The organism is Lentzea sp. NPDC059081, assembly GCF_042738015.1.
Classification (GTDB): domain Bacteria; phylum Actinomycetota; class Actinomycetes; order Mycobacteriales; family Pseudonocardiaceae; genus Lentzea.
Map to the genome: position 1 here is coordinate 101,571 of NZ_JBHYGW010000007.1, position 23,933 is coordinate 125,503.

Genomic DNA, 23,933 nt, shown 5'->3' on the forward strand with positions numbered 1-23,933 from the left:
TCGGCGCCGTGGACTCCACCGATGACTGAGGAGCACCGCGGTATGGCGGACTACGTGCAGGCAGGTTCCGTTCGGTCGCCCGAGGGCGATCGGCCGGACCCGTTGGCGCGCCTCGACGAGACCGCCGAGGCGCTCACCCACCTGCACGACGCGGTGACCGGCGAGGAGTCGCTCGACGACGCCCTGCAACGGGTCGCGGAGACGGCGGCCAGGGCCGTGCCCGACGCCGACGCGGTGACGGTGTCCGTCGTGACGACCGAACGCCCCCGCACCGCCGCGGCGACCAACCAGGACCTCGTGCGGCTGGACGAGGCGCAGTACGAGTCCGGCCGCGGCCCCTGCCTGGAGTCGGCGACCGAGCTGAAGCCCGTGCGCGCGGTGATCGGCGAGCACCAGAACCTGTGGCCGGAGTTCGAGAAGACCGCCCTGGCCGCCGGCGTCCGCGCCTACCTGTCCGTACCGGTGATCCTGCCGGCGACGGACGGCACCGAGGCCCAGCACGTGGGCACGCTCAACATCTACAGCTACACCGCCGCGGCCTTCGACCCCTTCGACGAGGGCCTCATGCGCCTGTTCACCACGGCCGCCTCCGCGACGATCACCAACGCCCAGCGCTGGGCCCACTCGCGCGGCAAGGTGGAGCACCTGGAACGCGCCCTGGAGTCGCGCGCCGCCATCGAACAGGCCAAGGGCGTGCTGATGGCCGTCCACGCCTGCACGGCCGACGAGGCGTTCAAGATGCTGGTGGAACAGTCGCAGCGGGCCAACACCAAGCTGCGCGAGGTGGCGGCGAGACTGCTCGAGTCGGTCAAGAGCTCCTGACCGACGGCGTCACGCCGCCAGCCACGGATGCCCGTGGTGCCCCCGCCGCAGCCACGCGCGCAGCCTGCTCAGCCGCCGCGAACCGAGCAACGGCAGCACCAGCTCGAAGTCCTCCTGGTCCTTGGGCCGCACCTCCCCTGCCTTGAACAGGAGCACCAGCTCCGGCGCGAGGTAGGGAACCCCCTCCGCCGTGCGCTCGACGACCTCGCCGTAGGGCAGCCGGATGCCCTCGTCCCGCCGGCAGATCCACAGGTCCCCTTCGCTCGGCTCGCGAAAGACGTCGCACAGGTACCCATCGGTCGCCGGGTCCCTCAGCCACGTCTGGTGCGTGACGGCCAGCACCTCGGGCGCCACGTCGAACCAGACCCGCCCCTCCACCGGCACGTCGAGCACAACCCCGGGAAACCGCGCGAGAACCTCGCCGAACCCGTTCGCCGGCACACCGATCTCCAGATCCGCGTGCGCCCGCCACGGCTCACCCACGAACAACTCCAACGCCCACCCCGCCGCCACGTACCAGGGCGCCTCGACACCTACCAGCCGCGCGGCTACCTCCTCAGGCCGCCACGCGTGCGCCCACCGAGCCTCCAACTCGCTGCCCCACTCGGCACTGCTCACCCGACCTCCGACGCACGCCGCGTCAGCACCACAGGCCCGTCGTCCGTAATGGCCACCGTGTGCTCGGAATGAGCAGTCCGCGACCCGTCGGCAGACCGGATCGTCCACCCGTCCTCGTCGTAGACGATCTGATCGGTCGTCCGGCAGAACCACGGCTCAAGCGCGAGCGTCAGCCCAGTCCGCAGCGTGAGCCCACGCCCGGCCTTGCCCTTGTTGGACACGTGCACGTCCTCGTGCATCGTGCGCCCGATGCCGTGCCCACCGAACTCGGTGCTGACCGGATACCCGTACTCCTGCGCCACACCCCAGATAGCAGCCGAGATGTCGCCGACCTTGTTCCCCGGCACCGCCGCCACGATCGCCGCCTCCAACGCCTCCTCGGTCGCCCTGATGAGCCGCAGGTCCTCCTCAGCCGCCTCCCCGACGACGAACGTCCGCGCCGAGTCAGCCGCCCACCCGTCGATCATGACCGCGAAGTCGGCCGACACCACGTCCCCGTCCCGCAGGATGTAGTCGTGCGGCAGCCCGTGCAACACAGCATCGTTCACCGACAGACAGATCACGTTGCGGAACGGCCCCTCACCGAACGACGGCGCGTAGTCCCAGTAACACGACTCGGCGCCGCGCTCCTTGATCATGCCCCGCACGTGGTGCTCGATCTCCAACAGGTTCACACCCACGTCGGCGATCCGACGCACCTCCGTCAGGACCTCGGCCACGAAGCGCCCGGTGACGTGCATGCGCTCGATCTCGGCGGGCGACTTCAGTTCGATCACTTGCTTACCTCACGCTCTAGAGCCGGTATTCTTATACCGCTCACCCTAGCCAAAGCGGTATAGAAATACCAACCAATCAGCCACGCACCCTCGTGGCGATGCGAAGCGAGCCGAAACGCCCCCGCACTTCCAACCGCGATGCCGAAGGCGAGCCGTGCAGACCTGACGCCGATGGGTAGCGGTGAACCCACTCGTGGTTTGGCGATTGGGGCTTGACTTTGGGTGCGAGGTGCTACCCCTTGATGAGATCGGCCGGGTGCGAAGCATCCGGCCTTTTCCGGCCGACAGAGCGCCTCGCAAGGGCCCCGAAGTCAAGCCCCAATCGCGATCGTCGCGGAGCGGCGATGTACCCCGATGCTTCGTCCGAGGTGCACGCCCACGCTGGAGCAGGAACCCGACCGCAATAGGCGACCACGCCGGAACCCGCACAGCCAACAGCCCCCCAACACAAAACCCCCACCACCCCAACGAAGAAAAGATTGATGATCTTGGTCCCAGGGAACACGGAGGACAACTGATCAACGGCAGCCGACGGAGAGGCCACCATGCCCGCCCCACACCCCGTGCTCGCGGACAGGTACGAGCTCGCCGACGTGCTGGGCACCGGCGGCATGGCCGAGGTCCGGCGCGCCTGGGACACCCGGCTGCACCGGCACGTCGCGGTCAAGTTGTTCCAGGCCGGCACCGAGCTCTCCCACGAGCGGCGGTTCGACAACGAGATCAAGACGCTCGCCTCGCTCTCCCACCCGCGGCTGGTGCAGGTGCACGACGCGGGGACCAGCGACGGCACGCCGTTCGTCGTCCTGCAGCTCGTGGACGGGTGCACGCTGCGCCACCGGATCTGCGACGGGTCGCTGGACGTCGAGGAAGTGAAGCGGATCGGGGCGGATCTCGCCGACGCGCTCGCGTACGTGCACGCGATGGGGGTCGTGCACCGGGACGTGAAGCCGTCGAACGTGCTGCTGGACCAGGAGGGCAACACGCACCTCGCCGACTTCGGACTGGCGCGGGTGATCGACACGACCCGGCTCACGAGGCCGGACCAGGTCGTGGGGACGGCCGCCTACCTCTCGCCGGAGCAGGTGCGCGGCGAGGAGCTCACGGGGGCGGTCGACGTCTACGCGCTCGGGCTGGTGCTGCTGGAGTGCCTCACCGGGCAGCGCGAGTACCAGGGCAGTGAGATCGAGGCGGCGGTCGCGCGGCTGCACCGGCAGCCCGAGATCCCCGACGACCTGCCCGCGAACCTCCGGCGCCTGCTGATGGCCATGACATCGCTGTCGGCGCGGCGTCGTCCGACCGCGGCCGAGTGCGCGCGGGCGTTGCGCGAGCCGAGTGACCCGGTCACGCGGACCGGGACGGTGCTGCGGCGGCGTCCCGCGGTCGTGGGGCCGATCGCGGTCGCCGTGTTCGCGGCGGTGGGCGTCGCCGCCGTCGTGCTGCCCACGCCTCCCGTCGAGTCGGCGCCGGCCTCGACCACGCCGTCCACCTCGGCGACCACCGAGCAGGTCGCCGCCGACCGGCCGACCACCCAGGCCGAGCCCACGCCTCAGATGCTGCAGCAGCAGCCGCAGATCCAGACCCAGGTCGTCGTGGTGACGGCCGAGGTCACGCGGAAGGCCGTCGAGCCGCCGAAGGCCGAGGCGCCGAAGGCCGAACCGCCCAGGGCCGAGCCGCCGAAGGGACCCGGCCCGCAGCAGGAACCGAACAAGGGCCCTGGCAAGGGCAACCACTGACGTACGGGAGCTCGGCGAGACCGTCCAGCAGGATCCGCCGGGCCGCGTCACGCCCGCGCAGCCCCCACGTGACCTGCGCCCTTTCCAGCACCAGCGTGCTCACGAAGCAGGCCAGGGCCACGGCGACCGGCCACGAGACGTGCTCGAGCGCCGCGAGCGCCGCGTGCACGACCGCGATGGTGAGGAACAGGACCGCTAGACACCGGACCCGAACGCGCGCTTCCCACTCGACCTGTACTGCCTGTCGCCCCATATACAACGGATCGTGACGATCGCTCGCATCGTTACTCACGCTTAAAACCAGAACGGTTTCAGTTTCGGATCGGTTCTGACTATGGTGGCGTCATGGCACCCGGACGACGCGAGCGCAAGAAGGCGATGACCCGCCAGGCGCTGGCCGACGCGGCGTGGGAGCTCTTCCTCGCGCGCGGCTACGACAACGTGACGGTGAAGGAGATCGCCGAGGCGGCGGACACGGCGGTGGCGACGCTGTTCGCGCACTTCCCCGCAGGCAAGGAAGCACTCGTCCTCGACGACAGCACCGAACGGGCCGCCTCGCTCACCACGGCCGTCCGTGAGCGCGCAGACGGCGTCTCGGCACTGGACGCGCTGCACGCGTTTTTCGCCGCACGCGCCCCCTTCGCCGAGAACCTCCCGCCCGAGTACCAGCGCCGCATGGACCTGATCATGGGCACGCCCGCTCTCTGGGCCTACGCGCGCACGGTCTGGATCGCCTGCCACGACACCCTGGCGGGCCTGCTCGCCGAGGTCGCCGGACAGGCCGACCCGGACGACTCCCTGCACGTGCTCGCCCGCTACGTCCTGGAGACGCCGGACCTCGCCGCGGCGAGGCCCGACCGCAAGGCGGCGCTGGCGGAGGCGTTCGACCGCCTGAAGAAGGGATGGCCCGGACTGTGAACGTCCTCGTGACCGGCGGGAACGCCGGGATCGGCTACTTCGTCGCCGAACAGCTCGCCGCCGCGGGCGCCACCGTCGTCCTGGGCAGTCGCGACCCGGCCAAGGCCACCGCCGCCCGCGCCTCGATCCTCGCCACCACCCCGGACGCGACCGTGCTGCACATGCCGCTGGACCTCGCCGACCTCGACTCGCTGAAGTCCTCGGCGGACGCCGTCGGGCTCGACCACCTCGACGCCGTGGTGCTCAACGCCGGCATCGCGCTCGACCATCCGCCGCGCCGCGAGAGCGTCGACGGCCACGAGCTGATGTTCGCCACCAACCACCTCGGCCACTTCGCGCTCGTGCACTGGTTGACGCCTCTCCTGACGAGCGCGCGCATCGTCACCACGGGCAGCTTCGCCGCGCGGTCCGAACGTCTCGACCTCGACGATCTGCAGTCGAGAAAGGACTACGACCCGAAGCGCACCTACGGCCGGTCCAAGCTCGCCCAGATGAGCTTCGGCTTCGAGCTGGACCGCCGCCTGCGTGCCGCGGGCAGCACCTGCCGGAGCATCGTCGTGCACCCCGGTGGCGCGCTCGACTCGCTGACCCCTGCCCGTCCTGGCGTCCACCAGGGGTCGCGGTGGCCCAACCCCGCGGGCCTGCTGCTGCACGGCAAGGACGCCGGAGCACGACCCGCGGTGCGCGCGGTCCTCGATCCGGACGTCGAAGGCGGCCGGCTCCTCGGCCCCAGGCAGTTCGGCCTGCGCGGGGCTCCTCACGTCGAACGGCCGCACGCGCACATGACCGACCGGGAGACGGCCGCGCGGCTGTGGGCAGCGAGCTGCGACCTGACCGGGGTGGATCCGGTCCTCCCATGACCGGACGGATGCCGGGCGGCACGGATACTGGCGACATGACGATCCACGACACCGGCCGGCGGGCGTTCGCGAGCGACAACTACGCGGGCGTGCTGCCCGAGGCGATGGCCGCGATCGCCGCCGCGAACGGGGGCCACCAGGCCTCCTACGGCGACGACGTGTACACCGCCCGGCTGCAGGAGGTCGTGCGCGAGCACTTCGGCGAACGCGCGGAGGTGTTCCCCGTCTTCAACGGCACCGGCGCGAACGTCCTGTCGCTGACCAGCGTGCTGCCGCGCTGGGGTGCGGTCGTCGCGGCGTCGACCGCGCACGTGCACGTCGACGAGGGCGGCGCACCCGAGCGGATGACGGGCCTGAAGCTGCTGCCGGTGCCCAGCGAGGACGGCAAGCTGACCCCGGACCTGGTCGCGCGCGAGGCGTGGGGCTGGGGCAACGAGCACCGCGCCCAGCCGCTGGCCGTCACGATCTCCCAGACCACCGAGATGGGCACGCTCTACACGCCGGACGAGGTCCGCGCGCTCGGCGAGTTCGCCCACGAGCGCGGGATGGCCCTGCACGTCGACGGCGCCCGGCTGTGGAACGCCGCCGCCGCGCTCGGCGTGCCGTTCCGCGACTTCACCACCGACGCGGGCGTGGACGTGCTCAGCCTCGGCGGCACCAAGATCGGGCTGCTGGGCGCGGAGGCCGTCGTCGTGCTCGACCCCGACCGCGCCACCGGGCTGCGCTACCTGCGCAAGGCCACCATGCAGCTCGCGAGCAAGATGCGGTTCGCCTCGGCGCAACTGCTCGCCCTGTTCGAGGACGGCCTGGGCGTGCGCACCGCCGCCCACGCCAACGCGATGGCCACCCGCCTGCGCACCGCACTGGAGGCGGAAGCGTTGCCGGGCCTGGCCTTCACCCAGGACACCGCCGCGAACGCGGTCTTCGCGACGGTGCCGCCGGACGTCGTGGAGCGGATCCGCAAGCGGGTCCGCTTCCACGACTGGAACATCGCGACGAGCGAGGTGCGGTGGATGACGAGCTGGGACACCACCGAGTCCGACGTGGACGGTTTCGTCGCGGTGATCCGGGAAGAGCTCGAGAGCGCCTAGAACTGCTTCTCGCCGCCGTCCACGTGCAGGTTCGCGCCGAGCACGAAGCTGCTCCGGCCGGAGGCGAGGAACGCCACGACGTCCGCGACCTCCTCCGCCGTCCCGACCCTGCCGATCGGCACCCTCGCGGCGAAGCCGGCCTGCGCCTCGTCGGACAGCCCGGTGAACGCGGGCGTGCTGATCGTGCCGGGTGAGATCGCGTTCACGCGCACACCCCGGTCCTTGAGCTCGTTGGCCCACGTGCGGACGTACGAGCGCAACGCGGCCTTGGTCGCCGAGTACGTGCCGAACGCCGCGACACCGTCGTCGCCGCGGACCGAGAGGTTCACGACCACCGCGCCGCCGTCGTTGAGCAGCGGCAACGCCTTCTGCACGCTGAACAGCGTGCCGCGCACGTTGATGCCGAAGAGCTGGTCGAAGTGCTCCTCGGTGGTGTCCTCCAGCGTCGCGAACCCGCCGATGCCCGCGTTCGCGAACACCACGTCCACTCCCCTGCCCCTGGCGCGCACCGCGTCGTAGAGCCGGTCGAGGTCGGCCGGATCGGCGACGTCGCCCTGCACGGCCGTGGCGTCGCCGACGACCTCCACCGCCGCGTCCAACTCGGCCTTGCGCCGGCCGGTGATGAACACGTGCGCGCCCTCGCCGGCGAACTTCCTGGCGGCGGCCAGGCCGATCCCGCTGCTCCCGCCGGTCACGACCACCGTCTTGCCCTCGAACTGAGCCACTGTCTCTCCTCAGAACCCTTCCGTACCGATCGGTACTGAAATCGACCGTAGCACTTCCGGACCGATCGGTACCGAAGGGGTAGGGTGAGAGACGTGACAGCGATCGGCAGGCCGAGGGGGTTCGACGCGGACGAGGCGTTGCACGCGGCCATGCTCGTGTTCTGGCGGCAGGGATACGAGGGCGCGAGCCTCGCCGACCTCACCAGCGCCATGGGCATCACCAAGACGAGCATGTACGCGGCGTTCGGCAACAAGGAGGAGCTCTTCCGCAAGGCCCTGGCCCGCTACGACGAGGGACCGGCGTCCTACGGCATTCGCGCCGTCGAGCAGCCGACGGCGTTCGACGTGGCCAGGGCGTTCCTCGACGGCGCGGTGCGCACCACGACCCAGCCGGGCGGCCCGACGGGGTGCCTGGGCGTGCAGGGGTCGCTGGTGGCGGGCGAGTCCGGCGAACCCGCCCGCGAGATCCTGTCCGAGTGGCGCAACAACGGCCGCAAGCTCCTCGAGACCCGGTTCCGCCGCGCGGTCGAGGAGGGCGACCTGCCGGCCGGGACCGACGCCGGCAAGCTCGCCCTCTACGTCATCACGATCGGGTTCGGCATCGCGGTCCAGGCGTCCAGCGGGGTGAGCAGGGCCGACCTCCAGGGGATCGCCGACACGGCGCTGCGCACCTGGCCGATCCCCTGAGCTCCCTCAGTCCGCCGTCCCCAGCGCCGCCACCGGGCTGACCCGCGCCGCCTTCCGCGCCGGCAGGAACCCCGCCAGCCCGGTGACCACCACCAGCACGACGGCGACCAGCAGCAGCTGCGGCAACGGCAACGTCAGCGGCACGCCGATGTCCAGCGCCGACACCGCCAGCCACGCGAACGGCACGCCCAGCACCAGACCCAGCACCGCACCGAGCGCGCCGTACAGGCCCGACTCGGTGGCGATCATCGTCCGGACGCCGCCCCTGCCCAGGCCCAGGGCGCGGAGCAGGCCGATCTCGCCGGTGCGTTCGTGCACCGACAGGGCGGTCGTGGTGCCGACGCCGACCACCGCGATCAGCACGGTGAGGCCGAGCAGGCCCAGCGCCACGGCCAGCAGGCCGGCGACCTGGCCGCGGGCCTGCTCGCGCAGGTCCGACAGCATGCCGATCTCGGCGCCCTCGACCAGGCCGCGGACGGCGTCGCGGGCGGTGATCAGGCCCTGTTCGCCCGGTGTGGCGGCGTTGGCCAGCACCGAGACGCCGGACGCGCCCAGGCGGTCGAGGTCGGCCGGGGCCAGCAGCGCGGCGCTCGAGAACGGTCCGTCGTTCGGCAGGACCGCGGTCACCGTCAGCGTCACCTCGCCCGTCGCCGAGCGCAGCGTGACCCGGTCGCCGACCGACGAGCCCGCCCACCTCGCCAGGTGCACCTGCCCCGGTGGCGGTGCGTGCAGGTCGAGCGCCAGCGCGTCCAGGTCGCCGAGCTTCACGGAGGCGGTGCGGAACGTCGTCACGTCCCTCAGCGCGGGCGAGGCGCGCAGGACCGACACGGCCGAGGCGCTCACCCCCGGCTCCGCGGACACGAGCACGTCCGCGGGGGCACGGGTGGCGAGCTTGTCGTCCAGGTAGGCCGTCATGCCGCTCGTCCCGACGAACGTGGCCACGATCAGGGCCACGCCGAGCGCGACGACCACCGACACCCCCGCGGCACGGCGGGGTGCGCCGCCGACCCCGCCCGCCGCCAGCGACCCGACCGTGCTGAAGCGGCGCACCGGCCAGCTCACGACGCGCAGGACCGGGCACACCAGCGCCGGGCCGAGCGCGACGAGCGCGCCGAACGTGGCCATCACCGCGAGCACCAGCCGGACCAGCGCGTCCTCGCTCTCGCCCGCCGGGCTCGCCGTCAGCAGCACGGACACGAGCCCCACCGCGGCGACCCCGAGCACCAGACCGGTGACCAGCCGGTACGCGCCGAGCCCGCACTCCCCCGCCTGCGCGGTGCGGAACACCTGCAACGGCGCCGCGCGGGAGGCGGTGAAGGCGGGAGCCGTCACCGCTCCCACCGTCAGCAGCACCGAGCCCACCACCACGGCGATCCCGGCCGCCCACAGGAAGTCCGGACAGCGCATCTCCACGCCCGACGACCGTGCGACCGCCACCGCGCCATAGCTCGCGACCTGAGCCAGTGCCACCCCGGCCACACCCGCCACCAGACCGACGACAGCCCCCTCGACGATCAACGCGCGCACGAGCTGGCCCGGTTGAGCACCGACCGTGCGCAACAAGGCGAGCTGCCGCGTGCGCTGGGTGAAGACGATGCGGAACGTCGCGGTGGCGACGAGCGCCGCGGCCAGCACCGAGACCGCCACGAACATCGCGATCAGCTCGAAGACCCGGTCGACCTGACCGGACGCGTCCCTGACCTCCGCCGCGCGCATGGAGGCACCGGACCGCACGCTCATCGCCGTGGTCCGGCCGGGGTCCACGACCTCGCCCAGCCCGGAAGCGAGGGCGGCGGCGTCACCGGCGGCCCGGACGTCGATCCGCGAGTACCCGGTATCACCGCCGAGCGACGCCGCCGCGGAGTCGACGGTGTAGGCGCGTTCACCGGGGTCGGCCGGCCCGGCGACGATCCCGGTCACCAGCAGGTCGCCGTCCGTCAGCGCGATGCGCGACCCGGTGCCGACGGCGAACCTGCCCGCCGTGCGCTCGTCCACGGCGACCTGACCCGGACCGGCCGGGTAGGTGCCCGCGACCAGGCGGACCCGCGACAGCGGACCGGTCCCGGGATCGGCGACGACGGTGAGGGAGGTGCGGTTCACGCCGCGCAGCCGCACCGCCGACTCGACCCGGCCGACCGCCTCGGCCACGCCGGGGGTGGCGCGGACGCGGGCGAGCTGCTCGGCGGTGAACCGGTCGGCGCCCCCGGACGTCACCACGACGTCGGTCGCGGCCGGGGTCGTGCTGAGGGAGTCGGCGACGGCGCGCAGGGCGACGTCGCGGGCCAGCACCGCGCCGAAGACCAGGAAGCACGCGACGAGCACCGACGACCCGGTCAGGACCAGCCGGCCGGGTCTGCGGGCGATGCCGCTGAGCTGCGTGCGCAGCACGGCCACGGTCACCGCACACCCGCCGACGGCCTCGACGACCGGAGCGCGGCGGCGGACGGCTTGCGCAGGTCCTCGACGATCCGCCCGTCGGCGACGAGCACGACCCGGTCCGCCCGCGCGGCGGCCTCGGGGTCGTGCGTCACCATCACGACGGTCTGGCCGAACTCGCTCACCGACGCCCGCAGCAGGCTCAGCACCTCCGCGCCGGAGCGCGAGTCGAGGTTGCCGGTGGGCTCGTCGGCGAACACGACGTCCGGTTTGGTGACCAGCGCCCTGGCGAGCGCCACCCGTTGCTGCTGGCCGCCCGACAGCTCGGCGGGGCGGTGGCCCAGCCGGTCGGCGAGCCCCAGCACGTCGACGACGAGCTGCAGCCGCAAGCGGTCGGCCTTCCTGCCGGCGAGGTCGAGCGGCAGCGTGATGTTGCGCTCGGCCGTGAGCTGCGGCAGGAGGTTGAACGACTGGAACACGAACCCGATCCGGTCGCGCCGCAACGCCGTCAGCGCCCGGTCGGACAGCGTCGTGATGTCCGTGCCGCCCACCAGCACCCGGCCGGACGTGACGGTGTCCAGGCCCGCCAGGCAGTGCAGCAGCGACGACTTCCCCGACCCGGACGGGCCCATGATCGCGGTGAACCGGCCGCGCTCGAAGCCGACGCTGACGTGGTCGAGCGCGCGGACGCCGGACGTGCCCCTGCCGTAGACCTTCACGAGGTCCTCCGCCACCACGGCGAAGTTCGGGTGGTCCATCAGAACAGGTACCCGGGAAGGGCGAGGTCGCGTTCGCCACGGCAGTGGGCCTGCGCGTTGCCGACCATCTCGTCGTACTGCTCGCGCGTCGGCACCGTGCCGTCGCCGGTCGCCTTCACGAGCTTCCACGTCACGTACCGGCCGACCTCGGTGCTGATGCCGTCGTTCTCGAACCGGGAGTACCGGGCCTGCCGGATGTCCGCTTCCAGAGCCTTGGCCGCAGCCGCGTCCGAGGGCATCCCGTTCGCCCTGTCGATCAGCTCCTGCGCGAGATCGCAGTCCACTTCGGACGCTTGCGTGGGTCCGCGTGAGATCTGCCAGACGTAGTTGACGCCGAAGCCCACGCCGCCCACGACGACGACCGCCGCGAGGGCGAAGGCCGCCAGCCGCAGCGTCCTGTTCCGCGCACCCGTGTCCATCGAGATCCTCCAGAAAGGTGTTGTCCTGTCTGGGAGACGACTATTCCGGTGGTGCCGGTCGCGGCACATCGCTCCGCGGTCGAGGTTCCACTGGTCTTTCGACCAGTACCCGAGTACCGGGTGCCCGGCCGGACGGCCGATCAGCTGGGCGGTCGCACCAGGCCCGTCTCGTAGGCGAACACCACGGCGTGCACGCGGTCGCGCAGGTCGAGCTTCAGCAGCACGCGGCCGAAGTGGCTCTTCACCGTCGACTCGGAGAGGAACAGCCTGGCGGCGATCTCCTGGTTGGACAGTCCTTCCGCGACCAGGCCGAGCACCTCGCGCTCGCGGTCGGTCAGCGCGGCGAACCGCTCCCGGAGCCGCTGGTCCGGCACGAGCCTGCCCGCGAACCGGTCGAGCAGCTTGCGCGTCACCCGCGGCGCGACCACCGAGTCGCCGGCCGCCACGACGCGGATCGCGCCGAGCAGCTCGTCCGGCGGGGAGTTCTTCAGCAGGAACGCGCTGGCGCCCGCCTGCAGCGCGGCGAACGCGTCCTCGTCGGTGTCGAACGTCGTCAGCGCGACGACCCGCGGCAGCTCGCCCCGCGCCTGCAACGCCCGCGTGGCCTCGACGCCGTCCATCGTCGGCATCCGCAGGTCCATCACCACGACGTCGGCCTCGACCGCGCCCAGCAGGGCGAGCGCCTGGCGCCCGTCGCCCGCCTGGCCGACGACCTCCATGTCGTCCTGGGCCGAGACCATCATCGCGAACCCCGCGCGCACCAGCTCCTGGTCGTCGACCAGCACGACCCTGATCGTCATCGTGACAGCACCCTCCTCGCCAGCACCGCGTGCACCCGCCAGCCCCCGCCCACCGGACCCGCCGAGAACCGCCCGCCGTGCAGCAGGACCCGCTCGCGCATCCCGACCAGCCCGTTGCCGCCGCCGACCTCGCGGCCGCCCGGCGTCCCCGCACCGTCGTCGGTGATCGACAGCTCGACCTCATCGTCCCGCGCCCGCACGTCGACCTCGACGGCGGTCCCGGCCCCGGCGTGCCGCAGCACGTTGGTCAGGCCTTCCTGGACCAGCCGAACCACCGTCAGCTCCTCGGCGGCATCGATGCCGTCAGCGTCCACGCGCAACGACACCGCCACACCGGACGAACGCGCGCGCTCCGCCAGCACGCCGAGCTGGTCGAGTCCAGTGCGTCGCGTGGGCGATGCGTCCTCCTCGGAGTCCCCGCGCATCACGGCGACGATCCGGTGCATGTCCCCCAACGCGTCACGACCGATCTCGGCGATGGTCTGCAACGCCGTGCGCGCACGACCGGTGTCCTTCTCCACGACGAACGTCGCGCCGTCGGCCTGCACGATCATCACCGCAAGACTGTGCGCCACGACGTCATGCAGCTCACGGGCGATCGCGGCGCGTTCGGCGGCAGCGGCGAGCTTGACCAGCTGGTCGCGCTCCCGCTCGGCGGCGGCCGCCCGCTCCGCGTAGAGCTCGGCGGCGTCCTTGCGCTGCCGCAGCACGAGGCTCACCGACCACACCACCGCGCCCAGCGCCACGATGAGCCCGAAGACGAGCGGGTCGCCGGTGCTGGTGTCCACGAACCAGGTGAAGACCAGCCCCGCGGCCACCGCCGCCCCGACCGCGTACGCCTGCCGGACCGACCCGTAGGTGACGGCCGCCGCGATCGTGAACAGCACCGCCACGTCGTACGGCGCGAGCTCGCGGGTGAGGGTGAGCTGCAGCAGGCCGAGCCCGTACACCAGGGCCATGGCCACGAGCGGTGCCCGGCGGCGCAGCAGCAGCGAGAGCGCCATGCCGAAGCCGATGAGGGTGTGCGTCAGCGAGACGGGCACGTGCTGGAACGCGAGCGTCGCGACGAACGTGGCGATCGCGAGGTCGAGCAGCGCCCACCACCAGCGGGCGGGGAAGAGCGGTCCGTCCTCCATGGCCGCCGACCCTAGACCGGGCCGGGGTGGCGGAGGGGTGGAGGCGGCCGGGGCCGGGCGGGCCGCGGCGGTGAGCGGACGGGGCGGCGAGGGGGACGGGGCGGACCTCGTTGCGGTGCCGGGCGAAGCCGGCTGGGGCGGCGGGGCGCTACAAGTGGGCGGAGCGGGCGCGGAGCGGCGCGGGGCGAGGCGAGGCGGCGCGAGGCGGCGCGGCGCGAGGCGAGGCGGCGCGAGGCGGCGACCACGGCGGGACACCGGCGCTGGTACCGAGCCGGCAGACCAACCTCAGCCCGGCAAGGCCGGCGCGCGCTAAGTCCGGGCCGAGCGGTTCGCGTTGATCTCGTCGCTGTGCTCCAGCGCCCACTCCGCCAGCGCGATCACCAGCGGCACCAGCGTCCTGCCGAGCTCGGTCACCGCGTACTCGACCCGCGGCGGCACCTCGGCGTAGGCGGTGCGGCTGACCAGGCCGTCCTCGACGAGGTGCTTCAACGTCAGCGTGAGCATGCGCTGCGAGACGCCGGTGACGTGCTTCTCCAGCTCGCCGAACCGCAGCGGGCCTGCCTGCAGCGCGCCCACGACCAGCAGGCTCCACTTGTCGCCGATGCGGTCCAGCACCTCGCGCACCGCGCCGCCGTCGTTCATCGGCGGCGGGCACGGGCGGCCGCGAGTGAACCCCATCACAGCGATGCCTCCCGTCCTGGACACATACACGCGTGTGCCTTTTGTGCGCCTTCGACCACGAACACATCATGAGGCTACTTACAAAGGGTAAGGATTGGAGAGTTCGTGAACATCGCACTGTGGGTGGTCCAGGGTCTGCTGGCGGCGGCCTACCTGGCGGCCGGCGGCATGAAGATCGTGCAGCCGCGTGAGCAGATGGTCGCGTCCGGCCGGTTCGAGTGGGCGAAGGACATGACCGACGCGGGTGTGAAGGGGATCGGCGTCGTCGAGGTCCTCGGCGCGCTCGGACTGGTCCTGCCCTGGCTGACCGGCATCGCCCCGGTGCTCACGCCGATCGCCGCGGTCGGGCTGGTGATCGTGCAGGTGCTCGCCGCGCGGGTGCACGTCAAGTACGGCGAGACCAAGTCGTTGCCCGTCAACGTGGTCCTGCTGCTGCTCGCGGCCTTCGTGGCGGTGGGGCGCTTCCTCGACCTCTGAGCCGCAACGCGTGATCCAGGGGCGTGTGACCCAGGCCATCCACCACCCGTCATGCAAGCGGGGTAGAGTCCGCTTACGAAAGCGGGGTACGGTCCGCTTGAGTAGACGGACTCGGTGGAGGACTGAGGGACATGACGCACATCGGGATCATCATCGGCAGCACCCGCCCCGGCCGGAACGGCGAGCAGGTGGCCAGGTGGGTCCTCCAGCACGCGGAGCAGCGCTCGGACGCCACGTTCGAGCTGGTGGACCTGAAGGACTTCCCGCTGCCCCACCTCGACGAGCCGATGCCGCCGATGGCCGGCCAGTACCAGCACGACCACACGAAGCGGTGGTCGGCGAAGATCGCGGGCTTCGACGGGTTCGTCATGGTGACGCCCGAGTACAACCACTCGACGTCCGGCGTGCTCAAGAACGCGATCGACTACCTGTTCGCCGAGTGGAACAACAAGGCAGTCGGCTTCGTGTCCTACGGCGGCGTCGGCGGGGCGCGGGCCGTCGAGCACCTGCGGCTGGTCGCGGGTGAGCTCAAGCTCGCGGACGTGCGCACCAGCGTGTCGTTGTCGCTGCACCACGACTTCGAGGGCTTCACCGCGTTCAAGCCGTCGGACGCCCAGGTGAGCACGCTGTCGACGTTGTTCGACGAGCTCGTCGCGTGGAGCACCGCGCTCGCGCCGCTGCGGGAACGGCAGCTCGCGTCGCAGTCCTGAACCGCGGTGACCGGCGGGTAGCGTTCAGCGGGTGGACCCCGTCGCGTTGCCGCTGCACCCCCCGCGTGAAGAGCGGGCCGACGCCGCGCGCAACCGCGCCCACCTGCTCGACGTGGCCCGGCGGATGGTCGAGGAGCTGGGCGTCGACAAGGTCACGATGGACGGCCTCGCCGAGCGCGCCGGGCTCGGCAAGGGCACCGTCTTCCGCCGCTTCCGCACACGGGCGGGCATCTTCTTCGCGTTGTTCGACGAGGAGGAGAAGCAGTTCCAGCAACGGCTGATGAGCGGGCCGCCGCCGCTCGGTCCCGGCGCGCCGGCGGCCGAGCGGCTCGTCGCGTTCGGGCGGGCGCGGCTCGAGTTCCTGGTCGAACGGCTGGTCCTGGCCCGCGCCACGCTCGACCCCGGCCGGCCGACGCCCATCGAGGACAGCCCGTCGCTGTTCCACGTGCAGATGCTGCTGGGCGAGGCGGTGCCCGAGGCCGCCGCCAGCGGCACGCTCGCGTTGCAGCTGGTCGCGGCACTGGAGGGGCCGGTGCTGCTCTACCTGCGGGCCGCGGAGGACGAGGGCAGGACGCATCCGGCCACGATCGTGGAGGACCTGATCGCGAGCTGGGAAGACCTGATCGGGCGGGTCTGCGCCTGAGGTTTCCGGGTACCCCGCCCGTCATGGCGACTTACACGCACACGGCCGAGGCCGACATCCCCGCCGACACGCTGTTCGGCTTCCTGGCCGACCCGACGAACCTGCCCCGCTACTTCCCGCAGATGACGGCGGCCGAGCCCGAGGGCGGCGAGCAGGTGCACGTCGAGGCGGAGGTGCACGGCCACCACGTCGAGGGCGAGGCCTGGGTGCGGCCGGACGAGGCGCGGCGGACGCTCGAGTGGGGCGCCGAGGGCCCGGACGACTACCACGGCGAGCTGCAGGTCGAGGAGGTCGCGCCAGGACGGTCGCGGATCACCGTGAGCCTGCACAGCGTGCGGGAGGCGTCCGGCGACGAGGTGCAGCGCGGCCTCGAACAGACCGTCGCCGTGCTCACCCAGACCGCCGCCGCGGACGACCGCGCCACGGACTGACCTCGACGAGCAGGCCGGCGAGCAAGGCCGCCGGGCGGCGGTCAGCTCCATGCACGCGGTGAGGCCTGCCGCGAGGCCGGCCCTCGCTGGGGTCAGCCCCACCACGGCTGCTCCAGCCCGCACCAGTGATCATCTCCCCGCCTGCCGGTTGACTGGCGGGCATGTCGACGTTGTCCCGGCGCACCGCACTCCGCGGCGCCGCCCTCGCAGCCACCACCGGCGCTGTCCTCGCCACCCCGCCCGCCACCGCAGGGCCCCGCGGCGAGGAGGCCCGCGAAGCCTTCACCGTCCGCGACCACCGGGGCCGCCAGCGCGTCCTCGCCGACACCCGGCGCCCGCCGGTGCTCATCGGCGGCAGGGTGATCCCCGCCGAGCAGCGGCAGGGCCCGGCGAACGGCACCTACCTGATCTTCAACGACGAGAACGGCGACGAGCGCGGCGGTGTGGTGGCGGGAGCGTCGCAGGCCAGCGTCTCGCTCGACTACGTCAACGCGCAGGCCATCACGCTCGGCACGCAGTGGCAGGGACAGCACGGCGCGACGGCGTTGTTCTTCAAGCAGATGCCCGACCCGTCGCTGCCCGTGGAGCAGACGCCGCCGATGCCCACCAGGGTCGAGCTGGTGTGGTCGACCGCCGACGGCTCGGTGCTGGCGCTCAACGACTCGCGGGGCCGGCCGCGGATCGTGCTCGCGGTGGACGCGCAGGACGTGCCGAGCATCCGGGTGCTGGACGAGAACGGCGCCGTGGTGGGACAGCTCGGCCTCTAGTCAGCGCTCCGCCGGCTGCGTGGAGCGGGGTTCGCGACGCAGGTCGTCGAGCCCCGCCTGCACGTCGTCGATCGCGAGCTGTTCCGCCGCCACCGGGTCGCCCGCGCGCAGGGCCCGCACGAGGGCGCGGTGGGAGGCGTAGCGCTCCAGGTTGCGCTGGTGGTTCGCGAGCACGCGTTCGAGCGTCCTGCTCCTGCGCTCCGCCCTGGTGAACACCCTGGTCTGGTCGAGCAGCCTGACCAGGACGGCGTTGCCCGCGCACGCCGCCACCGCGTCGTTGAAGCGCTGCATGACGTCCAGCAGGCCGTTCAGGTGCTTCTCGATGGGCCGGTTCTCGGCGTCGCGCTGCTTGATGACGATCAGCAGGTCGTCGGCCTCGTCCAGGACCGCGTCGAGGTGGTCGAGCTGCGCCGGGGTCGCGTGCTTGGCGGCGAAGCGGGCGATCAGGCCGCGCAGCGCCACCTCCACCTCGGCCAGGTCCTCGACGGCGGCGGTGCCGATCTCGGCGACCACGACCGTGCGGGGGCCGGTGCGCTTGATCATGCCGTCCTGCTCCAGGCGGCGGATGGCCTCCCTGACCGGGGTCGGGCTCATCGACAGGCGCTCGGCGAGCCCGCGTTCGGTGATCTTCTCGTTGGGGGCGAGCGCCCCGCCGGTGATGGCCTCCCTGACCGAGCGGTACGCACGGTCGGCCAGCGTCTCGCGGGGATCTTCGACGGCCGTCACGGTCTTGGATACTACGTCAGATCATCAAGCTATGGCTTGACCATTTTGCTATAGCATCTTATCGTGAGCGCGCCCACAAGCCAACGGAGGCTTATGTGTCCACGCTCGCCACGCCGGCGGATAGGCGCACCGCCCGGCGCATCACGTTCTACGTCGCGCTCGCCGTCTTCGCGCAGGAGGCCACCTGGGACTTCTACGACGCCCAGGTCCCGCCGCTGCTGCGCGAGCACATCGCCAGCGCCGCGGTGGTCGGTCTGCTCATGGGGATGGACAACCTGCTCGGCATCTTCGTCCAGCCCTGGATCGCCAACCGGTCCGACAACACGCGCAGCCGCTGGGGACGCCGGATCCCCTACCTCGCGGTCGGCATGCCGCTCGCGGCGGTCCTGTTCACGCTGATCCCGCTCGCGAACGCGCTGCCGGCGCTGATCGGGGTGATCTTCGTCTACGCGTTCGTCGGCAACACGTTCAAACCCATCGCGCAGGCGCTGCTCCCCGACTTCATCGAGCCGGGGCGGCGGGGCAGGGCGAACGCGTTCGTCAAGATCGCCTCCGGGCTCACGGTCCTGGTCTCGGCGTTGATCAGCGCGTTCCTGGTGGACGACCACCCGAAGCTCTCGTTCACCGTCCCCGCCGTGCTGATGGTCGTCTGCACGGTGGTGCTCGTGACCCGCGTGCGGGACAGCGAGTCGCGGGGCTACCAGGCGGCGCTCACCGAGGACGAGGTCGCCGAGGAGCAGATCACCCGGCTGCGCGACGTGCTCAAGGAGGTCGTCACCGACCACGACCGCAGCCGGCTCCTGGTCGTCTCCACGGTCCTGCTGTTCGGGTGCGCGTGGTTCTCCTCCCGCGCCCTCTTCACCCCGTACGGCATGGAGACGCTCGGCCTGAGCCGCGGCGAGGCCGGCTCGCTGACGTTCCCCAGCGGCATCGCGTTCCTCCTGGCCGCCTACCCGGCCGCGCTGCTCGCCGAACGCATCGGGCGCATCCGCACGATCACCCTGGGCATCACGCTCTTCGGCACCGCCCTCGCCCTCGGCTCGCTGGTGCCGTCGCCCACCGCCACCGTGGTCGCGTTCTGCGCCGGGGCCGTCGGCGCCGCCGGGTTCGTGATCAACGCGGCCGTGGTGCTGTGGAACCTCGCCCCGTCGTCCCGCGTGATCGGCGTCTACACGACGCTCTACACGGTCAGCTGGGCGGTCGGCGGGTTCATCGGCCCCGGCCTGGTCGGTCTGATGATCGACATCACGGGGTGGCGGTACATGCTCCTCGACATCGCCCTGCTCTGCGCACTGGCCGTCGCCGCGGCGCTGCGGGTGGCCGTCGTGACCCGCAGGCACGCCACCTCCCTCTGACGCTCTTGCAGAACACCGAAGGGAAACCATCCATGAAAGCCGTCCGCGTGCTGTCGCCCACGGGCATGCTCGGCGCCGGGTTCACGCAGTCCTCGGTGGACCGCGGGCTCGAGCTCGGCGCCGACGTCATCTCCGTCGACGCCGGCTCGACCGACTCGGGCCCGTACTACCTGGGGTCGGGCACGGCCAAGACGACCGCCGCGGCCGTCAAGCGCGACCTGCGGATCCTGCTCAAGGCCGCCGCGCAGGCCCGCATCCCGCTGATCGTCGGGTCGTGCGGCACCAGCGGCACCGACTCGGGCGTCGAGTGGGTCGCCGGGATCGTCGACGAGGTCCTGCTCGAGGAGGACCTCGAGCTCGCCGTCGCCACCATCTTCAGCGAGCAGAACGCCGGCTTCGTCGGCGAACGCCTGCGGGCGGGGGCCGTCCACCCGCTGGCACCGGCCGGTGAGCTCGACCAGGCCACTGTGGACAGTTGCGCCCACATCGTCGGCATGATGGGCCACGAGCCGATCGAGGAGGCCCTGCGCGCGGGCGCCGACGTGGTGCTCGCGGGCCGCGCGACGGACACCGCGGTCGCCGCGGCGTTCCCGTTGCTGCACGGCATGCCGGCCGGACCGTCGTGGCACGCGGCGAAGATCGTCGAGTGCGGCGGGCAGTGCACCACGAACCCGCGCACCGGCGGCGTGCTCGCCACCATCGACCAGACCGGCTTCACCATCGAGCCGCTCGACCCCGACGCCGCGTGCACGCCGATCTCCGTCGCCGCGCACATGCTCTACGAGACGGTGAACCCGTTCCGCATGCGCGAGCCGGCGGGCGAGCTCGACGTCACCGACGCCACCTACACCGCGCTCGACGACCGGCGCGTGCGCGTCGAGGGGTCGCAGTTCCACCAGGCCGACCAGCACACGGTCAAGCTGGAGGGCTCGCGGGTCATCGGCTACGAGACGATGTCGTTCACCGCCATCCGCGACGAGCACATCCTCGAGAACATCGAGGCCTGGACGAAGTTCTTCGTCGAGGTCTTCACCAGCCGCGTCACGCAGACCCTCGGTCTCGACGACACCCGGTACTCCTTCGACCTGCGCCGCTACGGCTACGACGCGATCCTGGGCGACCTGGACCCGGCGACCCGCCCGCCCCGCGAGATCGGCGTGATGCTGCTGGTGCGCGCCGAGACCCAGGAGCTCGCGACCGCCGTCGCCAAGGTCGCGAACCCCCTGATGCTGCACCTGCCGACGCCGGACATGGCCTACCTGCCGAGCCTCGCGTTCGCGACCTCCCCCGCCGAGACCGAACGCGGCCCCGTCTACGAGTTCGCGCTGCAGCACGTCGTCGACACCCGGTCCCCCACCGAGATGTTCCGCATCGACCACCGGAAGGCACCCACCCATGGCTGAGCAGACGTTCGCAGACCTCGCGCTGGAGGTCCGGTCGAAGAACGCCGGGCCGTTCTGGGTGACGATGGAGCTGTTCATGCGCGACGAGGCCGGCTACGCGCTGGCCGCCGCGCCCGAGATCATCGACGAGACCGTCATCGCGCGGCTCTACGACGTGCGGGCGGAGGACGTGCAGATCTTCCGGATCCCGTCGCTCAACGTCGTGAAGATCTCGTTCCCGCGGCCGGTGCCGCAGGCCGGGTTGAGGGACCGGGACGTGCACGCCGGGCAGCACCACGTGCCGCTGGCGGCGCTTCCGGCGGTGCTGCCGGGCTGACCGCAGGACCGACAGCCGGTGGCGCGCCCGCGCCGTCGGCTTCGCGGCAGGGCCGCCCGCTTCGCGACGACACCGGGTTCGGTGGCAGGGCCGGCGATGTGGTGCACGGCCGGCTCGGCCGAGCCGCTCGCGCCCCCGGCGCCGTCGGTCCCGGCCGGGCGGACGAGTCCGGGGAGCGGGCGGCCCGTCGCGCCGCCGGCTTCGCTACCGGGCCGCCTCGATCATCCGACGCGCCCGCGGGAAGTCCCGCAGCTCCGCGGACAGCAGGTCGAGCGTCGGCCCCAGCACCCGCGCGGGCACGCTGCGCGCCACCAGCACGTCGCCGGTCCAGGCGATGAACGCCCGGAACAGCTCGTCGTCGTCCACGTACAGCGACGTCGCCAGGAACTCGACGATGTGCTTGAGGTCCTCGGCCGTGTGCTGGCGCTGCTGGTCGTCGTAGTCCTTCATCGCCGGCACGCGCTCCTCCAGCGCCCGGTACACCGACCGCACCAGGGTCGGCGTGCTGCGGGTGACCAGCGTGTACTCCTGGTCGACCAGGTGCGGCAGGTCGTCGATCGGCTGGTGCGGCGTGCCCGGCACCGGCAGTCTCGACTCGACCAGCATGTCGGCGGCCTGGCGGGCGTCGGCGGCCCAGGCGTTGGCGCCGAAGCGGCGCGCGTACTTGCCGCCCTCGCCGAACGCCGCTCCGCCGACCATCACCGGCACGCCCGCGGCCTGGCAGGCCGTCATCGTGGCGTGCGCGACCGGCAGGCGGGTGGCGATCGAGCTCGACAGCGCCACCACGTCCGGGCCCGTGCGGTGCAGGTGGGTGATCAGGTGCGGGGTCGGCACCTGGGCGCCGAGGTAGTCGACGCGGAAGCCGCGCAGCGACAGCACCTCGGCCAGCAGGCGGGCCGGCAGGGCGTGCCACTCGCCGTCGACGCAGGCCACGGTGACGCGGCCGCGGGTCGGTGCCTCGTACGGGCGGGTGATCGACAACGCCGACACGGCGCGGTCGTTGATCGCGGTGATCGCGTGCTCCTGGGCGACGCTGATCCGGTTCGCCGCCCACTCCGCGCCGACGCGGCGCTGCACGGCGCCGATGACGTCGAGCAGCACGACCTCGTGCCCGTCCTCCTCGGCGGCCTTCAGCACGACGTCGGTGGCCCGGCGCTCGTCACCGTCGAGCGCCGCTTCCCACAGGTCGTCCGCGGCGTCCACCTTGGGAGCCTTCAGGGCCGTCTCGGGCACGCAACTCACCTCCGGCGCGGGGCCGTGATCGCGACTACCGCCATGTCGTCGTGCGTGCCGTCACCGATCCACTGCGAGGCCAGCATGTGCACGTGCTCGGCCAGCGCCTCGGCGGGCATGCCGCCGCACTCCCGGAGCGCGCGCAGCAGCCGTTCCTCGCCGAACTCCTCGTCGCCCAGGGGCCCGCCGACGGCCTCGGTGATGCCGTCGGTGTGCAGCAGGCACGAGTCGCCGGGCGCGAGCACGACCTCGTCGCTCGTCGTGATGATCTCGGGCAGGATGCCGACCAGCGTGCCGCGCGTCTTGGCGGCCTCGACCCGGCCGTCCGCCCGCACGATCAACGCCGGCGGGTGCCCGCCCGAGGTGAGCTGGACGTGCAGGCCCTCGTCGCGCGGCGTGACGGACGCGACGACGACCGTGATGAACCGCGTGCGGTCCGAGGTCAGCAGCGCCTGGTTGAGCGAGCGCAGCATCTGGTCGTGGTCGGCCACCACGGGCAGCAGGGCGTGCACGGTGGTGCGGACGCGACCGGTCTGCACGGCCGCGTCGAGGCCCTTGCCGCACACGTCGCCGAGCACGACGAACAGCTCGCCGTTCTCGCGCTCGTGCACGTCGTAGAAGTCGCCGCCGACCCGCTCGGTGTCCTGCGCGGCGCGGTAGCGGCCCGCCAGGTCGACGGCGTCGTAGCGGCGCAGCATCGGCGGCAGGAGGTCCCTGGTCAGGCGCTCGGTGATGGCGGCCTGCTGGGTGAACAGCCACGCCGCGGACATCGCGACACCGGCGCGGGAGGCGAACAGCCGCGCGAACGACTCCTCGTCCTCGGCGAAGTGCTGGTCGCGGCGCATCAGGATCAACGCACCGGCCGGCACGCCGTGCCCGGGCAGCGGCGTGACCACGATCGACGTGACGCCGTGCGCCAGCCACTCGGGCGCCGCGGCCGGGTCGATCCAGCGCGACGGCACCGGCGGGAAGCCCTTGAGCGCCTCGCTGAGGCCCACGACCTCCTCGACGTCGACGCGCAGCAGCTCGTGGGTCGGCTCCTCACCGCGCCGGCAGCGGGTGACCGCGTGGCCCTCGGTGGTGCCGGGCGCGATCACCACCACCTCGTCGGCGAGGTGGGTGGACGCGAGCTCGGCGACGACGCTCATGCACCGCTCGGGGTTGAGCGACGTCATGAGCGCGGTCGACATGCGCGTCAGCAGCTCCGCGCGGTGCTGTTGCAGCTTCAGGTCGGTGTCGTCGAGCAACCACCACGTGACCTCGCCGCTGGCGTGGTCCACCCGGTGGGCGGCATAGCTGCGCTCCGAGATGAGCACGGACTCCCCGTGCTGCCACCTCGGTTCCACGTCTGCCGGCAACAACTCCTTCGCCGCGTCGTTCATGCTGTGGACGACCCCGGCGGCATCGACGACGATGGCCGGGCACGGCGAACGCAGCCAGCTCTGCACTGCGACCATGCCGATGATTGTTCC

The 23,933-nt window shown here is 72.2% G+C and carries 26 protein-coding genes; 14 read left to right on the forward strand and 12 right to left on the reverse strand.

Annotated elements, in window-relative coordinates:
- Positions 1-21: 21 nt before the first annotated feature.
- Positions 22-822 carry an ANTAR domain-containing response regulator gene (locus tag ACFWV3_RS18135; protein WP_382412466.1) on the forward strand — a complete coding sequence of 267 codons (801 nt, stop codon included), beginning with the start codon at positions 22-24 and terminating at the stop codon, positions 820-822.
- A 9-nt stretch (positions 823-831) separates the two neighbouring features.
- Here ACFWV3_RS18135 and ACFWV3_RS18140 read toward each other — a convergent pair whose 3' ends face one another.
- Positions 832-1,440 carry a hypothetical protein gene (locus ACFWV3_RS18140; RefSeq protein WP_382412468.1) on the reverse strand — a complete coding sequence of 203 codons (609 nt, stop codon included), beginning with the start codon at positions 1,438-1,440 and terminating at the stop codon, positions 832-834.
- Positions 1,437-2,216: a type I methionyl aminopeptidase gene (gene map / locus ACFWV3_RS18145; protein WP_382412469.1), complete on the reverse strand. Its 780-nt coding sequence runs from the start codon at positions 2,214-2,216 to the stop codon at positions 1,437-1,439. Before map ends, ACFWV3_RS18140 begins: the two co-directional genes overlap by 4 nt.
- A 545-nt stretch (positions 2,217-2,761) precedes the next feature.
- Here map and ACFWV3_RS18150 point away from each other — a divergent pair.
- The 4 genes from ACFWV3_RS18150 (at position 2,762) to ACFWV3_RS18165 (ending at position 6,818) form a co-directional block, all read left to right on the forward strand.
- Positions 2,762-3,949, forward strand: a complete 1,188-nt coding sequence (locus tag ACFWV3_RS18150; RefSeq protein WP_382412470.1) for a serine/threonine-protein kinase — start codon at positions 2,762-2,764, stop codon at positions 3,947-3,949.
- Between the two features lie 345 nt (positions 3,950-4,294).
- Complete coding sequence (locus ACFWV3_RS18155; RefSeq protein ID WP_382412471.1) at positions 4,295-4,867, forward strand: TetR/AcrR family transcriptional regulator; 573 nt, start codon at positions 4,295-4,297, stop codon at positions 4,865-4,867.
- Positions 4,852-5,727 carry an SDR family NAD(P)-dependent oxidoreductase gene (locus ACFWV3_RS18160; protein ID WP_382412472.1) on the forward strand — a complete coding sequence of 292 codons (876 nt, stop codon included), beginning with the start codon at positions 4,852-4,854 and terminating at the stop codon, positions 5,725-5,727. The genes ACFWV3_RS18155 and ACFWV3_RS18160 overlap by 16 nt, the downstream gene beginning before the upstream one ends.
- Positions 5,728-5,762: 35 nt before the next feature.
- Positions 5,763-6,818: a threonine aldolase family protein gene (locus tag ACFWV3_RS18165; RefSeq protein WP_382412474.1), complete on the forward strand. Its 1,056-nt coding sequence runs from the start codon at positions 5,763-5,765 to the stop codon at positions 6,816-6,818.
- Here the strand turns inward: ACFWV3_RS18165 and ACFWV3_RS18170 are convergent.
- Entirely contained in the window at positions 6,815-7,543 is a 729-nt protein-coding gene (locus ACFWV3_RS18170; protein WP_382412475.1) for an SDR family NAD(P)-dependent oxidoreductase, read from the reverse strand. The two genes, ACFWV3_RS18165 and ACFWV3_RS18170, sit on opposite strands and share 4 nt — an antisense overlap.
- Positions 7,544-7,636: 93 nt before the next feature.
- Between ACFWV3_RS18170 and ACFWV3_RS18175 the strand changes: the two genes are divergently transcribed.
- The gene (locus tag ACFWV3_RS18175) at positions 7,637-8,230 is read left to right on the forward strand and encodes a TetR/AcrR family transcriptional regulator (RefSeq protein WP_382412476.1); all 594 of its coding nucleotides are present in this window, start codon (positions 7,637-7,639) and stop codon (positions 8,228-8,230) included.
- A 6-nt stretch (positions 8,231-8,236) separates the two neighbouring features.
- Here ACFWV3_RS18175 and ACFWV3_RS18180 read toward each other — a convergent pair whose 3' ends face one another.
- The 6 genes from ACFWV3_RS18180 to ACFWV3_RS18205 all read right to left on the reverse strand — a co-directional run bounded on the left by ACFWV3_RS18180 (position 8,237) and on the right by ACFWV3_RS18205 (position 14,397).
- Positions 8,237-10,630: an FtsX-like permease family protein gene (locus ACFWV3_RS18180; RefSeq protein WP_382412478.1), complete on the reverse strand. Its 2,394-nt coding sequence runs from the start codon at positions 10,628-10,630 to the stop codon at positions 8,237-8,239.
- Positions 10,627-11,364, reverse strand: coding sequence for an ABC transporter ATP-binding protein (locus tag ACFWV3_RS18185; RefSeq protein ID WP_382412479.1), 738 nt, complete (start codon positions 11,362-11,364; stop codon positions 10,627-10,629). The genes ACFWV3_RS18180 and ACFWV3_RS18185 overlap by 4 nt, the downstream gene beginning before the upstream one ends.
- Positions 11,364-11,783 carry a hypothetical protein gene (locus tag ACFWV3_RS18190; RefSeq protein ID WP_382412480.1) on the reverse strand — a complete coding sequence of 140 codons (420 nt, stop codon included), beginning with the start codon at positions 11,781-11,783 and terminating at the stop codon, positions 11,364-11,366. Before ACFWV3_RS18190 ends, ACFWV3_RS18185 begins: the two co-directional genes overlap by 1 nt.
- Before the next feature lie 140 nt (positions 11,784-11,923).
- Positions 11,924-12,583: a response regulator gene (locus tag ACFWV3_RS18195; RefSeq protein WP_382412481.1), complete on the reverse strand. Its 660-nt coding sequence runs from the start codon at positions 12,581-12,583 to the stop codon at positions 11,924-11,926.
- Positions 12,580-13,719 (reverse strand): sensor histidine kinase, encoded by a 1,140-nt coding sequence (locus ACFWV3_RS18200; RefSeq protein ID WP_382412482.1) that lies wholly within the window; start codon positions 13,717-13,719, stop codon positions 12,580-12,582. The genes ACFWV3_RS18195 and ACFWV3_RS18200 overlap by 4 nt, the downstream gene beginning before the upstream one ends.
- A 309-nt stretch (positions 13,720-14,028) precedes the next feature.
- Entirely contained in the window at positions 14,029-14,397 is a 369-nt protein-coding gene (locus ACFWV3_RS18205) for a winged helix-turn-helix transcriptional regulator (RefSeq protein WP_382412483.1), read from the reverse strand.
- Positions 14,398-14,505: 108 nt separating this feature from the next.
- Between ACFWV3_RS18205 and ACFWV3_RS18210 the strand changes: the two genes are divergently transcribed.
- The 5 genes from ACFWV3_RS18210 (at position 14,506) to ACFWV3_RS18230 (ending at position 17,428) form a co-directional block, all read left to right on the forward strand.
- Positions 14,506-14,877, forward strand: a complete 372-nt coding sequence (locus ACFWV3_RS18210) for a DoxX family protein (RefSeq protein ID WP_382412485.1) — start codon at positions 14,506-14,508, stop codon at positions 14,875-14,877.
- Between the two features lie 131 nt (positions 14,878-15,008).
- On the forward strand, positions 15,009-15,587 hold the full coding sequence (locus tag ACFWV3_RS18215; RefSeq protein ID WP_382412486.1) for an NADPH-dependent FMN reductase: 579 nt from the start codon (positions 15,009-15,011) through the stop codon (positions 15,585-15,587).
- A gap of 31 nt (positions 15,588-15,618) precedes the next feature.
- Complete coding sequence (locus tag ACFWV3_RS18220) at positions 15,619-16,230, forward strand: TetR/AcrR family transcriptional regulator (protein WP_382412487.1); 612 nt, start codon at positions 15,619-15,621, stop codon at positions 16,228-16,230.
- Positions 16,231-16,253: 23 nt separating this feature from the next.
- Positions 16,254-16,661, forward strand: coding sequence for an SRPBCC family protein (locus tag ACFWV3_RS18225; RefSeq protein ID WP_382412488.1), 408 nt, complete (start codon positions 16,254-16,256; stop codon positions 16,659-16,661).
- Positions 16,662-16,822: 161 nt separating this feature from the next.
- A complete protein-coding gene (locus tag ACFWV3_RS18230) occupies positions 16,823-17,428 on the forward strand; it encodes a hypothetical protein (protein ID WP_382412489.1) in 606 nt (201 codons plus the stop codon).
- Here ACFWV3_RS18230 and ACFWV3_RS18235 read toward each other — a convergent pair whose 3' ends face one another.
- On the reverse strand, positions 17,429-18,154 hold the full coding sequence (locus ACFWV3_RS18235) for a GntR family transcriptional regulator (protein ID WP_382412490.1): 726 nt from the start codon (positions 18,152-18,154) through the stop codon (positions 17,429-17,431).
- A gap of 95 nt (positions 18,155-18,249) precedes the next feature.
- Here ACFWV3_RS18235 and ACFWV3_RS18240 point away from each other — a divergent pair, with 95 nt between their 5' ends.
- From ACFWV3_RS18240 to ACFWV3_RS18250, 3 genes are read left to right on the forward strand one after another with little or no spacing between them, the layout of a single operon-like run.
- Positions 18,250-19,509, forward strand: a complete 1,260-nt coding sequence (locus tag ACFWV3_RS18240) for an MFS transporter (RefSeq protein WP_382412492.1) — start codon at positions 18,250-18,252, stop codon at positions 19,507-19,509.
- Positions 19,510-19,541: 32 nt separating this feature from the next.
- Positions 19,542-20,912, forward strand: coding sequence for an acyclic terpene utilization AtuA family protein (locus ACFWV3_RS18245; RefSeq protein WP_382412493.1), 1,371 nt, complete (start codon positions 19,542-19,544; stop codon positions 20,910-20,912).
- A complete protein-coding gene (locus ACFWV3_RS18250) occupies positions 20,905-21,228 on the forward strand; it encodes a DUF4387 domain-containing protein (protein ID WP_382412495.1) in 324 nt (107 codons plus the stop codon). Before ACFWV3_RS18245 ends, ACFWV3_RS18250 begins: the two co-directional genes overlap by 8 nt.
- A gap of 204 nt (positions 21,229-21,432) precedes the next feature.
- On the opposite strand, the gene ACFWV3_RS18255 is transcribed toward ACFWV3_RS18250, so the two are convergent.
- Positions 21,433-22,461: a B12-binding domain-containing protein gene (locus ACFWV3_RS18255; protein WP_382412496.1), complete on the reverse strand. Its 1,029-nt coding sequence runs from the start codon at positions 22,459-22,461 to the stop codon at positions 21,433-21,435.
- 5 nt (positions 22,462-22,466) lie between these two features.
- Entirely contained in the window at positions 22,467-23,918 is a 1,452-nt protein-coding gene (locus ACFWV3_RS18260) for a PP2C family protein-serine/threonine phosphatase (protein WP_382412497.1), read from the reverse strand.
- Positions 23,919-23,933: the final 15 nt, after the last annotated feature.